This is a genomic window from Klebsiella sp. 2019SCSN059 (genome assembly GCF_021739525.1).
In the GTDB taxonomy this organism is placed as follows: Bacteria; Pseudomonadota; Gammaproteobacteria; order Enterobacterales; family Enterobacteriaceae; genus Klebsiella; species Klebsiella quasipneumoniae.
In genome coordinates this window covers 43,974-57,886 of sequence record NZ_JAKKOM010000028.1, presented here as the reverse complement: position 1 = coordinate 57,886, position 13,913 = coordinate 43,974, and the positions used below count along the sequence as shown (strand labels likewise).

The 13,913-nt window shown below is 48.9% G+C and carries 16 protein-coding genes and 2 pseudogenes; 10 read left to right on the top strand and 8 right to left on the bottom strand.

What is annotated here, in order from left to right:
• Positions 1 to 26 precede the first annotated feature (26 nt).
• Entirely contained in the window at positions 27 to 302 is a 276-nt protein-coding gene (frmR, locus tag L2I46_RS22580) for a formaldehyde-responsive transcriptional repressor FrmR (RefSeq protein WP_001141270.1), read from the bottom strand.
• A gap of 435 nt (positions 303 to 737) precedes the next feature.
• Here frmR and arsC point away from each other — a divergent pair, with 435 nt between their 5' ends.
• The gene (arsC, locus tag L2I46_RS22575; protein WP_001549888.1) at positions 738 to 1,166 is read left to right on the top strand and encodes a glutaredoxin-dependent arsenate reductase; all 429 of its coding nucleotides are present in this window, start codon (positions 738 to 740) and stop codon (positions 1,164 to 1,166) included.
• Positions 1,167 to 1,223: 57 nt separating this feature from the next.
• Here arsC and arsH read toward each other — a convergent pair whose 3' ends face one another.
• The 3 genes from arsH to L2I46_RS22560 all read right to left on the bottom strand — a co-directional run bounded on the left by arsH (position 1,224) and on the right by L2I46_RS22560 (position 3,002).
• Entirely contained in the window at positions 1,224 to 1,937 is a 714-nt protein-coding gene (gene arsH / locus L2I46_RS22570; protein WP_025801347.1) for an arsenical resistance protein ArsH, read from the bottom strand.
• A 5-nt stretch (positions 1,938 to 1,942) separates the two neighbouring features.
• Positions 1,943 to 2,275, bottom strand: coding sequence for an ArsR/SmtB family transcription factor (locus L2I46_RS22565; protein WP_001549890.1), 333 nt, complete (start codon positions 2,273 to 2,275; stop codon positions 1,943 to 1,945).
• Positions 2,276 to 2,486: 211 nt separating this feature from the next.
• Positions 2,487 to 3,002 (bottom strand): phage integrase N-terminal SAM-like domain-containing protein, encoded by a 516-nt coding sequence (locus tag L2I46_RS22560; RefSeq protein WP_224050183.1) that lies wholly within the window; start codon positions 3,000 to 3,002, stop codon positions 2,487 to 2,489.
• Positions 3,003 to 3,063: 61 nt separating this feature from the next.
• Here L2I46_RS22560 and umuC point away from each other — a divergent pair.
• The 3 genes and pseudogenes from umuC to L2I46_RS22545 form a co-directional block, all read left to right on the top strand.
• Positions 3,064 to 4,206, top strand: a pseudogene (gene umuC / locus L2I46_RS22555) (translesion error-prone DNA polymerase V subunit UmuC); the annotation flags it as partial.
• Between the two features lie 605 nt (positions 4,207 to 4,811).
• Positions 4,812 to 4,964 (top strand): annotated as a pseudogene (locus L2I46_RS22550) (DUF5431 family protein); the annotation flags it as partial.
• Positions 4,909 to 5,031 (top strand): type I toxin-antitoxin system Hok family toxin, encoded by a 123-nt coding sequence (locus L2I46_RS22545; protein WP_223256846.1) that lies wholly within the window; start codon positions 4,909 to 4,911, stop codon positions 5,029 to 5,031. The pseudogene L2I46_RS22550 and the gene L2I46_RS22545, both read left to right, overlap by 56 nt.
• A 207-nt stretch (positions 5,032 to 5,238) precedes the next feature.
• Here L2I46_RS22545 and L2I46_RS22540 read toward each other — a convergent pair whose 3' ends face one another.
• On the bottom strand, positions 5,239 to 5,499 hold the full coding sequence (locus L2I46_RS22540; RefSeq protein ID WP_009653224.1) for a hypothetical protein: 261 nt from the start codon (positions 5,497 to 5,499) through the stop codon (positions 5,239 to 5,241).
• Between the two features lie 540 nt (positions 5,500 to 6,039).
• On the opposite strand from L2I46_RS22540, the gene L2I46_RS22535 reads away from it, so the two are divergent.
• Positions 6,040 to 7,011 (top strand): hypothetical protein, encoded by a 972-nt coding sequence (locus tag L2I46_RS22535; protein WP_009653249.1) that lies wholly within the window; start codon positions 6,040 to 6,042, stop codon positions 7,009 to 7,011.
• 360 nt (positions 7,012 to 7,371) lie between these two features.
• On the opposite strand, the gene L2I46_RS22530 is transcribed toward L2I46_RS22535, so the two are convergent.
• Positions 7,372 to 7,749 (bottom strand): hypothetical protein, encoded by a 378-nt coding sequence (locus tag L2I46_RS22530; RefSeq protein ID WP_014839919.1) that lies wholly within the window; start codon positions 7,747 to 7,749, stop codon positions 7,372 to 7,374.
• 1,534 nt (positions 7,750 to 9,283) lie between these two features.
• Here L2I46_RS22530 and L2I46_RS22525 point away from each other — a divergent pair.
• From L2I46_RS22525 to L2I46_RS22505, 5 genes are all read left to right on the top strand, one after another.
• Positions 9,284 to 9,499, top strand: a complete 216-nt coding sequence (locus L2I46_RS22525) for a hypothetical protein (RefSeq protein WP_017900896.1) — start codon at positions 9,284 to 9,286, stop codon at positions 9,497 to 9,499.
• 89 nt (positions 9,500 to 9,588) lie between these two features.
• Positions 9,589 to 9,876: a hypothetical protein gene (locus L2I46_RS22520; protein ID WP_025999308.1), complete on the top strand. Its 288-nt coding sequence runs from the start codon at positions 9,589 to 9,591 to the stop codon at positions 9,874 to 9,876.
• 167 nt (positions 9,877 to 10,043) lie between these two features.
• On the top strand, positions 10,044 to 10,448 hold the full coding sequence (locus tag L2I46_RS22515) for a hypothetical protein (RefSeq protein ID WP_017900898.1): 405 nt from the start codon (positions 10,044 to 10,046) through the stop codon (positions 10,446 to 10,448).
• 161 nt (positions 10,449 to 10,609) lie between these two features.
• Positions 10,610 to 10,957, top strand: coding sequence for a hypothetical protein (locus L2I46_RS22510; protein WP_014839918.1), 348 nt, complete (start codon positions 10,610 to 10,612; stop codon positions 10,955 to 10,957).
• A gap of 627 nt (positions 10,958 to 11,584) precedes the next feature.
• Entirely contained in the window at positions 11,585 to 11,941 is a 357-nt protein-coding gene (locus L2I46_RS22505; RefSeq protein ID WP_014839917.1) for a hypothetical protein, read from the top strand.
• A gap of 51 nt (positions 11,942 to 11,992) precedes the next feature.
• Here the strand turns inward: L2I46_RS22505 and L2I46_RS22500 are convergent, their stop codons facing one another.
• Both L2I46_RS22500 and L2I46_RS22495 read right to left on the bottom strand, forming a co-directional pair.
• Positions 11,993 to 12,766, bottom strand: a complete 774-nt coding sequence (locus L2I46_RS22500; protein ID WP_017900900.1) for a nuclease-related domain-containing protein — start codon at positions 12,764 to 12,766, stop codon at positions 11,993 to 11,995.
• 6 nt (positions 12,767 to 12,772) lie between these two features.
• Complete coding sequence (locus L2I46_RS22495) at positions 12,773 to 13,909, bottom strand: S49 family peptidase (protein ID WP_014839915.1); 1,137 nt, start codon at positions 13,907 to 13,909, stop codon at positions 12,773 to 12,775.
• Between the last annotated feature and the right edge of the window lie 4 nt (positions 13,910 to 13,913).

Here is a 13,913-nt window from a genome sequence, read left to right as displayed (position 1 = left end):
AAATTATCCTCAATGTGATGGCTTAGCTATTTAAGATAGGCGCGAACCAGTTCAATCGTATCGTCAACGGATTTACTGATTTCATGGCTGTAGCTGTCATTCTGGTCAAAGGTTTCCCGTATGTGGCTCTCGAGCACCTCTGCCATAAGACCGTTAGCTGCTCCGCGAACGGCAGCTATCTGCTGAAGAATGGAACGGCATTCAGCACCATTTTCCAGCGCTCTTTCCAGAGCATCAATCTGACCCCGAATGCGGCGAACACGGGTAAGGACCTTTTTTTTCTCTTCAGGAGTACTGGGCATTATTTACCTCACCATTTTTGATTTTATATACTATAGTGGAGTATATAATTATCGTCAATGCATACTCCACTATAGTATAACTAAGAATAAACATAACTACCTTTATTTACGATATAAATCATATATTTATATTATTTTTGGCTGTGATACTGTCGGAAGGAAAGTTACTACAAAAATGATATCTACCGATACGGGATTTGGGGCATAGGCGGTTCTGTTAAATTTCGCCAGATATTGGCTCATCATTGATGGTCAAAAAATGAGCCTAACGTACAATAATTTTCGATATCCAAACTGACCCCTATTACTTCCGCGTGGGCATCGTGATGACCCTGCCGGTGCTTTTTGTCACGCTGGCCGCGCTGGCCCTGCGCCTGTCTGTTTAACTTTAACCCCGGGGCTGCGCCCGTGCAGCCCCTTTACGGAGTACCGCTTATGACTGACATTACCATTTACCACAACCCGGCCTGCGGGACATCCCGCAATACCCTGGCGCTTATCCGTAACAGCGGCGCCGAACCCACGGTTATTCTGTATCTGGAAACGCCGCCGTCACGCGATGAGCTGAAGAAGCTGATTGCGGATATGGGCATCGGCGTGCGCGACCTGCTGCGCAAAAATACCGAACCGTACGAACAGCTCGGCCTGGCAGAAGACCGCTTCAGCAATGACGAACTGCTCGATGCCATGCTGGCTCATCCGATCCTCATTAATCGCCCGGTGGTAGTGACACCGCTCGGCACGAAGCTGTGCCGTCCCTCCGAAGTGGTTCTGGACATACTGCCGGACCCGCAGCAGGGCGCGTTTACCAAAGAGGACGGCGAAGCCGTCATTGATGAGCACGGGAACCGCGTCAGCCACTGATTTTTTACCAGGCTGCGGGCATAACAGTGTGGAAAAAGCCGGCATCTGCCGGCTTTTTTATATGCTGCGCTGGTTGACCCGCTCAGAAAGCTGCGCGGCACTCTCTTTCCTTTCGCTGTAGCGGTCGGTGAGATAATCACTGCGACCGCGCGTCAGCAGGGTGAACTTCATCAGTTCCTCCATGACGTCCACTATGCGGTCATAATACGAAGAAGGCTTCATGCGGCCATCCTCATCAAACTCGGCCCAGGCTTTTGCCACGGATGACTGATTCGGGATGGTGATCATCCGCATCCAGCGTCCAAGAATACGCATCTGATTTACAGCGTTGAACGACTGTGAGCCGCCGCTGACCTGCATGACGGCCAGGGTTTTTCCCTGTGACGGGCGGACCGCGCCTGACGTCAGCGGTATCCAGTCAATCTGGGCCTTCATGATGCCGGTCATGGCCCCGTGACGCTCCGGAGAGCACCAGACCATGCCTTCCGACCAGAGAACCAGCTCCCGCAGCTCAGCCACTTTCGGGTGCGTCTCCGGCGCATCATCGGGCAGTGGCAGGCCGGACGGGTTGAAAATTTTCACCTCCGCGCCCATGGCCGTCAGCAGCCGGGCACCTTCTTCCGTTGTCAGCCGGCTGTAAGAGCGCGCCCGCAGCGAGCCGTAGAGCATCAGGATGCGGGGCGGATGCGTTATCTCTCTGGCCTTCAGCTTATCTTCCGTCAGCGGCGCGTCCAGGAGGGCCGGATCGATATTTTTCAGGGCATCAGTCAGGTTGTTCACAATGGGGTCTCTTCGGGAGTCTTTGCGGGTGACAGACTGCAGCTGCCGCCTGCGCAGCATTCTTCTGTCAGAAAGGCCATCAATTGCTCAAGCTGCGCATAGCAGGGCCTGCAGAACAGGGTACGACTCTGCCGTTCCTGGCTTATGAGTCCAGCGGATATCAGCGCTGAAAGATGATGGCTGAGCGTGGAGGCAGGAATCTCAAGGTGCTTCTGCAGTTCGCCAACCGGCAGGCCTTCATGACCCGCCCTGACCAGCTCCCGGTATATGCTGAGACGTGTCGGGTGGCCCAGTTCTCGAAGTGCGTTTGCAGCAGTGTTTAAATCCATAATACCTCCTTTATCTATATTTCCAGAATAATAGAAATATAGCCTGCGTCAATCGTTTCTGCCGTGAGGGTACCGCTTTCCCAATCATGCTCTGTCCGCCAGGTTATGGGGGGCAGAGCCAGAGCACTACCGAAATCCTTGCGAATACCCGTGCAGGGAATAATTTCCGCCCCCTTTATGGCCGGAAAAAAAACTGATAAACGTCGCCTTTTCAGAAGGTTGCTTTCTTAACGTGGTTTTTCGCATGGTTGGACCTCAGACCCCTAAAACGATTACGTATTGTGGTCTGGCGGGCCGCGATAAGTAAGTTTTCCCAGTCACGGTCACTCGGTATCCATGGCAGGCGTCGCTGTGCCTGAATGAACCCCCTGCGCCCACCTCCGCCAGGATGCCAGCTGCCTCTCATTACGGGGTTCAGTACTATTAATCCTTCTTCTCGCAGGTAGTCACAATATAATCGAACGATAGTGAGTCGATGACGAAGGCTGGCAGCCGCCAGATTGCGGGAGATATTAAGATGACGAACATACAAAGCCAGGATCTCCCGGCTGGCTTCTGTAGGGCTCACATCATTCTGGCGACAAAAACGCAGCCAATCATCGATCCCACGGGCATAAGCTTCAACCGTATTTGGCGCCTTCAGCAAACTTTCCTGTAAGCATAACCAGCGAAAAGCTGTAGGCTCAGCCATCATGTAAGGTAAAGATGCCAGCAACGATGCACGCATACACTTTCCTTCCGAGTCAGAAAGCACAACCTAAGGATAGTCAATTCCAAATAACATATAAGCCAAAAAATTGGGCATCCCTATGGGATTGCCCTGGTTCAAATTGCGGGAACAGAAGTTCCCGGAGCCGGTTATGGCCTTCTCCAGTAACTACGAGCTCTACGCCAGCATGAGCGCCAGGGTGCATTTCTGTCTGGAAGAATTATCTTCTAAGGTGGAAGAATACAGCATCGATGAATCCTTTATTTTGGCTGGTGGTATTGATAACTGCATGACGTTCGAGGAATACGGACATCAGCTGCGCGATCATGTTTTCCGCTGTACTGGACTGACTATTGGTGTGGGGCTGGCGCCGACCAAAACCCTTGCGAAAGCCTGCCAGTATTCAAGCAAGACCTGGCCCCAGTTCGGAGGGGTACTCGCGCTGACTGCAGGCCAGCGTAATCGGATCGATAAGATGCTTTCTCTGATGCCGGTAGAGGAGGTGTGGGGGGTTGGTGGGCGAACCACGAGTAAGCTACATGCAATGGGCATAACCACTGCGCTGGAACTGGCTAGGGCAAACCCTGCATTCATACGAAGAAACTTCACTGTAGTCCTTGAGCGTACCGTACGAGAACTCAATGGGGAAAGTTGTATTAATCTGGAGGATGCCCCTCCGCCAAAACAACAGATCATATGCAGCAGGAGCTTTGGACAGCGCATTACAACGTATGAATCCATGCGGCAGGCAATTTGCCAGTATGCTGAACGTGCTGCGGAAAAGCTGCGGCAGGAACGTCAGTACTGCGGCCACCTGTCTGTTTTCATTAAAACCTCTCCTTTTTCCAAAAATGAACCGTATTACAGCAAAATTGCAAGCGAGCGACTCAGCATCCCATCACGTGATACACGAGACCTTATTGCAGCTGCTGGGCGTGCTCTGGATAAGATCTGGAAAGAGGGACATAACTACGCCAAGGCAGGCGTCATGCTGAACGATTTCAAACCTGCTGGCGTGACTCAGCTCTCGCTGTTTGATGAAGGGAAGCCTTATGCGAACAGCGATGCACTCATGAACGTACTGGATACGATCAATAATTCAGGCAAAGGCAAAGTATGGTTTGCAGGTCGAGGCATCGCACCGGCGTGGACAATGAAGAGAGACATGCTCTCTCCGGCTTACACGACCCAGTGGGACTCCATACCGATCGCTACACTCTGAAGTATCACAATCAGGGAAAATGTATACAGGCTGCTCAGTCTCATTAGCTGGTGGTTGATATTTGCACAACAATAACTATTCCAATATGCCGCTACTGCTATTTGATAATGCCTGGGGAATTTTGACATGGTCACTCGTCGTTTTTTTAGAGTTAATCTTCAAACAGCAGCCCCGACCCTTCTGTAAACAAAAAGTACGAGCGTATCTGGAGAACAAGGGGGTTGTTTTGGCGCTGCTCTGTGTCTACACAGAACCATACATAGCCCAATACGAACGTGGTAACTGGACTGTTAGTCACCGCCTGGCACGACAACATGGGCAGTTGCAGGGAAAGCAGAAGGGGATAATCGGGAGAAGACCGGCAGGGAGCAAGAGACGACTCAACCTCAGAAGAGGCTGGTGAGCCTGGCAGAAAATACGTCAAAAACTATCTAAAATATTATTCACTTATCATCATTTTAGACCTGGGAGGGTGGGGTTATACAGGGTATAATGATGACGGCGCTTGAGGCTTTTTTGCCTCATGATGTTTGAGTGGTTTGGATGTTGTGTGGCAGAAAGCAGAAAGCCCCGAGTAATTTTTCAATTAACCCGAGGCCCACTGTATGTCTAGTCAACACCAGTATGGCCTCTTACCGTGCAATTTGCAAGGAGGAGTAAACCATGAAACTACCGCGAAACGCCCTTATCTGGTGCGTATTAATCGTGTGTATCACGCTCTTGATATTCACATGCCTGACCCGGAACCGCTTATGCGAACTCCGGCTAAAGGACGGGGACAGGGAGGTCGCGGCAAGCCTGGCTTACGAATCCAACGGTAAGTAGCAACCTGGAGGCGGGGGAAACCCCGCCTTTTCAGGAGCTGGGTTGATCTGACATGCCTGAAGCGCTTTATGAAGGGGTTACCGGTTCGCTGGTAGCCCCTTTTTCCTGCCCGGATACCAATTAAAAAACCGCACGACCGGGGAGGGGAAATCAAAAAAAAGCCCACCAGTGGCGGGCAAAGACTACACACAGCTACTACAGGAAGATTCAGGCGGTTTCTTCGTAAACGTTGTAATCACACATTGCGCCGCTGTAATTCTGAGAGCTCAGCGCTTTATTCATCGCGCAACTGAAGGCGTTCGAGCGATCGCCAGCTGTACCGTTGTGTCCGTAGCGGGCAATTTCATTCGGTTTTTCATAACTGCATTCTTCCAGAACAATAAAGGCAGCAGCTTCACTATCCAGCAATTCGATACCGAGCCCTGCATTTTTTGTGTTTTTTAACTGGTAATATGCCGTAAGTGTCATGCCGGACCCCTCATAAGTCATACCGTTAGTAATAACACATTTCTATGGGTAAAGTTGAAATTTATTAATCCGCCCTGAAACCCGACATTAACAATAATATTCAGGGTGATAAATGATTAAATCAATGCATCGATGCTTCAATTTCCGTTATGTTAATTTATTATTTAAAAAACTGCAATCAGGAAAAGAAATGTCCGACCACTGCCACCCGGCGAGACTGGTTATTATTATCCGGGGGGGGGTAATTGCTGGGCATATAGACACTGACAGTTTATTAGTATAGATAACTGTTCGATAAAATAACACAGTCCATAAACAGTGCAAAATTATGGCCTGAGATAAACAGGAAGGTAACTTTTTAGGCTGAGGTCATCACACAGACATAGTTCCTCAATATTAAACCCTTCATCGTACCCCTTGAACGGTATGATTCGTTAATTATTTTGGGTCTTGATGCGTTGATTTTAATTGCTATCCTGGTTATCAGCCAGCGGAGTGTTCTTAAGGGAGCGCCGCAACGTTAAAGACAGGGACAATAAAATGACTACAACACAATTAATCACTGCTGCAGAGAATGAAGATGTGTTTGCCAATATTATGACCACGCTGGTGGAGTTGGCAAAACACGAGGGCGATTTCATGTTGCATGACGCCATCTGTCGGGCGGAAATCGATATCGACGAAGATAAATTTTACAGCATGATTGGGGGCCACAGGCAATCCGCTGCACAATGTGTCCGCTTACTCAGGCGCTGCGGGGCTATCACAAGTAAAGCAGTGTACGACCTTGCGTCGAACGTCGAGCGTCTGGCTCTACGGCTTGCCCGCGATGAATGGCTAAGGGATATGCCATTTCCGTTAAAATCCCTGGCATTTTATCAGGACGAGGCGACAGCAAAACGCGAAAGCTATCTGGTCAATCAGAAAGAGAAACAGTATCGGTTCAGTGTCTATGTAACAGGGCGTGTGGAATACCCTGAAGATGACCCGATGCAAGGCACCTACATCACTGACGGGACATTCCTGCTGGGTAAAGCCCAGACCGTGGCAGATGCGCTGGAACGGGCAAAGGAAGCCGCTATGCGGGGTGAATGGAACGAACGTGGGGAGGAAGAGGATAGTTATGATCCGTGGATGTGCAGAGACTGCGGACCGGTCAGCTTTTATGAAAGAACGATCGAAATCCGGGATGAAAATGAACGGCTAGTGGTTGCCGGTAATGCCTGCAACCTGGAATGGTACGGGCACGTTGCTAGTCTGGAGGAAATCCGCCGAATTGAAGAGCAACAGAAGGCACTCTACGAGAAAGCCAGCTACGAAAGCGGCTGGGACAACTATGAGACCGCTCGTCAGTTGCGACAGGAAGCAGAACAGTTATCCGTCGGTATTGTGGATGAATACTGGCGCAACCACCCGGACGTTATTAAAGCAGTGGAGGAGTTTAATTATCCGGCGTTCATGGATGAAGAGGCGATCGCCTTTAACGCTGACGAGGACATGGGGATAGAATGACGGTCAGCTGGTGGGGCAAGCATGTACAATCCAAACCAGCTAAAGCACCTGGCGGGCCAACTAGCGCACGCCGACCACCCAAGAAACCCGGAACCTTTCTTCTGATTGCGATTTTTCCAAACGACCAAAAGTGTTCGCAGGGACAGAGGGGGTTAAGGGGGAGTGGCTGACCGCACATATCCGATCCTTTCCCTTGTACTGATGCAGGTTGCTCACGTCATGTACTGTTTTCTGAAAGAAGTGATGAAGGCAATCAGAGGAAAAGTTACTTTCGCTCACACTGGCAGTCACCCCGCACATTACCTGAAGGAGCTGACGCAGTGATGACGTGCAGAGCGGGCGTGAAACGCTATACCGCTGTCAGGGCTCTGTATAATATTCCGTGGCGTATTCAACCGCATCCAGCGATGCGCAACCTGTCATACCGAAGTAACGCCGGTCAGTTACGCCGTCAATCCTGAACGGTACCAGCGTGCCGGTCTGTCCTACCTGCACCCCTCGTTCCTCAATGATCACATCCTTTTGAGTTAAATGGGGCTTCGAAAACAGCCGTTCGCCATTTAACAGGACATTCTTCAAAACGGCGGCTGTGGCCTGCTCTGTCGTCACTGAAGGGCAGGCGCGTATATCCGCCTGGAGAGACGCACGGGCGTCCAGCCAGTACCACGCAATAAGCGCTGCTATAAACACGGCCAGCGCTAAAACAGATATCCCTGCTACTTTTAAAAACTTCATCATGGGCAGTACCACTTACCGATAATTTAACACCGGGCTGAAATATGACACAGAAACATAATGCCAGCCATCCCTTATAATGTCAGTGGACGGAAAGGATGACTGGGGTAAACAAAACACAATCAGAGGAAAAGCTATTTATGATCGGCATCATTGGGCCGGTATGAGTTTGCATAATGCCTGGATAAATACGAGTGAGGTAAGGGACATCCGCCTTAAGTGATTGCAAGCTCATAATGCCTGGTAAATTACGGGTTATCGGGTACACAGCAATAATGAATCTTCAGGCGAAGAAAGTAACTTTTGTCGACGGTGGACGGAAAACAGGCAACAAGACGACCAGGACTCAATGACGTCATAACGTCGGGGTACGCTATCTCTACGCCAGAGGGCCAGTCTTTGGTATCAGCTGTAAAAAGCCTTCAGGATGCGCACAGCACGACAGCTGGCGCTCTTTAGTGGCATTGCCTGTAGTTCCGGTTCAGTTCGGCCCGGTATGACTCTGAGTCCATATATGAACGATCTGCCGCGTTCCGTCTCAGTGTGTCGGACACAAACACATCATTAGCCAGTGTGTCCTGCATACGTTTTATGGTCATTGTGTCATTGCAATTATGTCTACGCACACTGGCAATATCAGAAATAATCAATCCGATTACCGGAGACAGTTCATATAATGCGATTATTTATTTTTTCTCTGGCGGTCTGACATCAGGGTCACTTTCTGCAGAAATGCCTGACGCAAGTGGGACGCAAAGAAGAAGGGACAGTATTAATTTGTTCATGGCTTCTTCGGCCTTGAACCACGCCAGGCACAATATGAGAGGTAGGATACAAAAGAGAAAAATACAAAAGGGATGTAAAACCAGACCCTCAGGGATTTAATTTCTTCATCTGAGACCAGAAAGGTCAAGGCAGATATTATGGCGAAACAGATGAGTGTCAATGTGAGTGTAAGAATAAATACAAACTTATCATCTGAAGTAGTAGGGATGAGGCATGATTCTTTCCGATCGCTTTTGTGTTCCATGTAGGCTCGCTATTAATGATGGGTGAATATGCGATGATATTATCACAACAGGTCATGATATTCGGATGGAGTAAATCTGAAATGCTTTTCTGGTGGCGATAAATGTAGTTAATCGCAAAACGTAATAATCGGCTTCAGTAATGTTCTTCAGTAACTCAGAAACTTTTCGAATAGTTAGTTAATGCTGACAGTAGCGGCTCATGCGCGCCCATAGAATGCCATTGTGCTGGGCCCGAAGGGGGGGATATCATCACATCGATGATGTTGGTTTTGCTGGTGGATGTTGGCAGTCACCAGGGGCAGGCATTCAGAGAAAAGTAACTTTTATCTACCGCCGGATACTAACCCTGAAATGCCAGGGTGATTATGAATGGGCGATGATATAAAAAAACCTGAAATGAGCTGAATGCTCTAACCAGTGGCTACGACAGACAATATGATTATGTATAATGCTGAAAGACAGTCATTCGCGTTTTTAATGATTACTTATTTTTTCAGGAGTCAAATATGGGCATTAAATTTCATGATTTCAGAGATGACAGACAAACCTTTGACAGGGGGGAGTGGCAGGCCACCATCGACATGAATAAATGGCTGGAAGATAAAAACATAGACGTTATATCAGTTGAAACTATTTTTGAAGTCTCAGGATCCATGGCGAGCACTTCCAGCAGGTTCGAGGCAATCCGACTCTGGTACAAAGAAGTCAGCCCGACTATCTGAAGTGTGGAGTGGGTTAATTGAGCTGGGTATGCTGGTTAACCTTTTCACCTGAGCATAATAAATCCATCCTCCAACAAAAAGACATTCACATGAATATCAAAATTCAGGAACCACCTTCTCGTACTCAAACCTTTGTCATGAGTACGCTCTACGTAATTCGTGGGCTTGCGGCAATGACAGTATATTTTTTCAGAACGTTTCCTTTAGCATTCTTCTATGTATTGCTGGTGGTCACTTTGTTTTGTGATATGAACAATATACCGTTGAAAGGGCTTATGCAGGAGGGGATGCTCATTAAACTATCCGCCTATGCATTACAGGCTAACGTGCTCTGGCTTGGTATTAAGGTGACGAGGAATTCAGACGAATTTTTCTAGTGGCATAAGAAGCAGGGCACCGGACTAATAAGGCAAAAGTTACTTTCGTCTTACAGCTGGTGGACTGGTACACCGGGAATAACGCATTATTATCCGTATGGTAGTTCAGGAAGTGCTTAGCGTTACCATTCTGACAACATCTTAAGCCAATACCAAAGGCAGGCAACATGACAAATGAACATCAATCAGAAAATATTGGATGTTTGGTTTTGCCCTTAAGCCACAGCAATCGGTACCTGAGCACACTATCAGTCGAACAGATAGCTGCATTACCAGATGCCCCAGTGTCTCGCGCGGGACGGAAAAGCAATCTGTCATTCTTACCGTTTATCTTCTCTCTGAATGGCGTACGCTTCGCTGAGCTTGATGTGGAGCTGACACACCGCTTCACCGAACTCAGGGGCATTGCAGGTACGATAGGCTTGATACTGGTAGCAGAAGTTCATTCAGGCCCGGCCAATGCTGTTATCCAAACCCCAGAGGGGATGAACGACAAACTGCTGGTGGACTGGTATGTAGAGAATGACGCGATGATATCAGTCAGCCGGTTTGTGAAGGACTCACCGTGGTGAGCAGGCTTCCCACAGTGTCATGAAGCAGGTTCGTGCGAAACTCCTGATGTTGCGCCTGTTGTTCCCACTTTATGTTCTTTGCGACCTACGACGATATTCGCCGGAAAAGTAACTTTTTTGATTGCCCCGGGTGAGATTTTTACCAGAAACAGGAGCTGCTAATGTATAGCCGTTTCATGAACGATCCTCTTGACGAGCAATACTTACTGTCGCCAGCTATTGTGGGTTCCTACGCTGATGGCGAAATCCCTGCAGAAGAGATTGAGGTAAGGGATGCAGTAATACGATTCAAAGTCACAGGCGATCAGGCGTTGTCCATGAACCTGTTCCACAGGCTGTTTCATTACCAGCGTTACAGGGAAGTCAGGGCATCATTCGATAAAAGCGGGCTAACGTTGGTGGACGTGGTTAATCGTACCCCATTCCACAAAGCGGCGATGCGGCGGATATACAGTGATTTGCCAGAACAAAGTATTGCACGTAGGGTGCTGGTTGATTTTATCAGATAGGCTGTTCGCTCTTTCTAAAGCCAAAAGGTAAATTGTGGGCTGGTGCATTAGACAGGCCCAAAAAAAGCAAATGGCAATCAGAAGTAACAATAATTCTCACAGTGCGACTCGTGTACACCGCCTCTGGGAGGCACGCACAAGCTCTCTGCGGCGTTACTGGCATCTGTCTGTACAGTCGGGCTACCGTGCACTGCCATAGCACATTCTCGCCGGAATGATGCCGTAGTGCAGGCTCCCATAGGGCGATGACTCGCAGTTGCGGGCTCAACCGTAAGCCATCTGATACGAACTGACATTAAGTCGCCATTCAAACAGGACGTGGCAGAAATCGATTAACCCACCATTCCTCCCGGGTGTTATTCAGCACAAAAGTCACTTTTAACCACCGGGATTCACCGGGGTCATCACATCACAGCGCCTCATAATTTCTGGTTGTTTATGATTACCTGATCATCTTATTCAAAAACACCGGTTGAATATCGACTCCATTATTTCTCACTGTTTATCAGACGCATTCCCGCAACTGTTATTGCATCCGTTTTTAATAGCGTGGATGAAAATAGGGGCTTTGAGGAGGCGTTTGAATCTTTATAATAAGAGGCTGGTAAAGCTGCTGGTGGACCTGACATGACATTTCTTAAATCTCTGGACTCACCGCCATTCATCGCAACGTATCGTTGGGCGGGCTCATTCGATGGACGCTATATGCCTCAGGCGTATTCACTTCTGCAGGAGTTGAATCTCCGTCACTACCTGCCGGTGGTCAAGGCCGAGTTCGATATCTGTGTCATTCACTGTGGTAGAGAGTGGTGGCGCTTCAGGCTGGTGGATGTGAAATCTGATGAACATCAGCAAAGGATGGTGGCCCGAACGGCATACCGGCTAAACCAGTCAATGGGGATCGCCGAGCAAATGGTCAACATGATCCGCGCGTGGCAGTCCGTGCCGTACCTGAATCCTCCTGCATCTGACTACTTTAATTAAACAGGGCCCGCTGGTGGCCCTGTTTATACCTGATGACGAACGGGAAACGCGCTATTCGCGGTACTCTTTATGGATGACTTCAGACCGCTTACGTGAAAATAACTTTTTCAGCGCACGGAAGAACAGGGTGGTTGTCAGCAACGTAAAATAGGTCACTCTGTGCGGTACTGATATCTTTTGCCGGTGCTTTAATTTCAAAGAATAAACATGGCCCAGGTCAGTTAACAGCGTCTGGGGCAACATCGCCTTACGCAAGTCACTTTCTATCCAGCCAATTTCTTCAACACTTAAAACAGGCTCTGTATCGTACGCGATGAACTTGTTACCAAGTTCAGTACAGTTACGGCACAACCATTCCGGCACAGGACTCACCATGAACTTACTGCTGCCCGTCAGTAACACGACATTGAAAATATTCTTTTCGTCACGCTTCAGAGCCCGACACACTCCAGATATATGGGTTTTATTCTGAAGGAACGGATTCTGCATCTTGTGTTTTTGTTCACCGTAACGGTACACGACTGTCCACACTCTATCATCGAGAGAACCATAAATGTCTCCGGAGTAGTGTTTCTCTTCGATAATGAAGATCCCTTTCGTGCTGATAAAGATATGGTCTATCTGTGTGGTCTGGGATGCGTTGAGCGGTAGGGTAACGTCTGACAGAAGCGTCCCATCAAGGTCAGCCAAAACACCCTTTAATGCATTTCGTGTACGCTGCTCGCTAAACATATTACTGACAAGCGGCCAGACACACAGGATGATGCACGACAGGACCAACATGACGAACACCAGAAAGATAGTCGTTAACGTTGTTAAATCCATTGTTCGCTACCTCACCGTGCTGGTGGCGTTAAGCGCACCGGATAAAGCCTCTTTCAGGTTTACGTCCAGTGACAATCCTAACATGCTGCTTAACGATGCTTTAGGCGCGTTGTAGTCGCGGAACCGCGTGGTTCCGTAAACAATACTCAGTCGTTCACGCACTTCTGTGCTGGTGGCTGTGTCATCGATAAGACCAAACGCTTTAGCACGGTCGCCCAACCAGAATCTCCCCGTGTACAGTTGTTCTTTATCAGCCTGCTCACGAGAAAGTAACTTTCCTGCCCGACCAGCTTCGACATCACTGATAAACTGCTCATGCATTTTGTCGAGTAGCTCACTATGCAGAAACGCTTTGGTTTCGTCGTCAATCGGACGCCATGGGTCAAGCGAAGCCTTCCAGGCACCGGCCGTTAACGGCTCGTTAGCCACTCCAAGACGGTCCATAATCTTTGACACATCCCAGTGGTCCATGCGCACGCCGATACTACCGATAATGGCGTTTGGGTCCGCATAAACCGCATCAGCCGGAGAAGCCGCGTAATAGCAGGCCGAGGCACACATATTCTTAATGCTGACAATTATCGGACGGACGTCACGGGCAGCAGCTGGCAGCTTCCCTTTACCGGTACCAACAGCTTTCAATAATGCCTGTTTAACAGCGTCATTAGCCGCTGGTGGAACTTCCTTTTTATTTGATGACGCTGTAGGGTCAGAATCCTCAATCGTCAGCCCCGGCGCTCCATGGAGGGAATTGCGAAGCTCGTTTATCTCACGGTAAATATTAATGGCGTCAGACGGGCCGCCACCGCCCGATTCAGCCTCAATCAGGATCGCTTTAGCATGCGGGTTATCCCACGCTTCACGTAAAGCGCGGGCAATGATAACGCCGTCGCCCGTTGGCGAACCCGTGCCCATTTCTCCATGGATACGGATAACTGCGATATGGTCGGCTCCCTTACCGTTTTTCTGTTTATCCTGATACATGGTGAAACCACTGTAACCAGCAAACCCAATACCAATAATCGTCAGGGCCATTTTTGATAATACGTGCGATTTATACAGTCGGTAAAACTTCTTACTTTCACGCGATACCACATCCTGAACAGAGCCTGTTTCAGGTTGAGGTGGTTTTTTTTTGAACATGTAT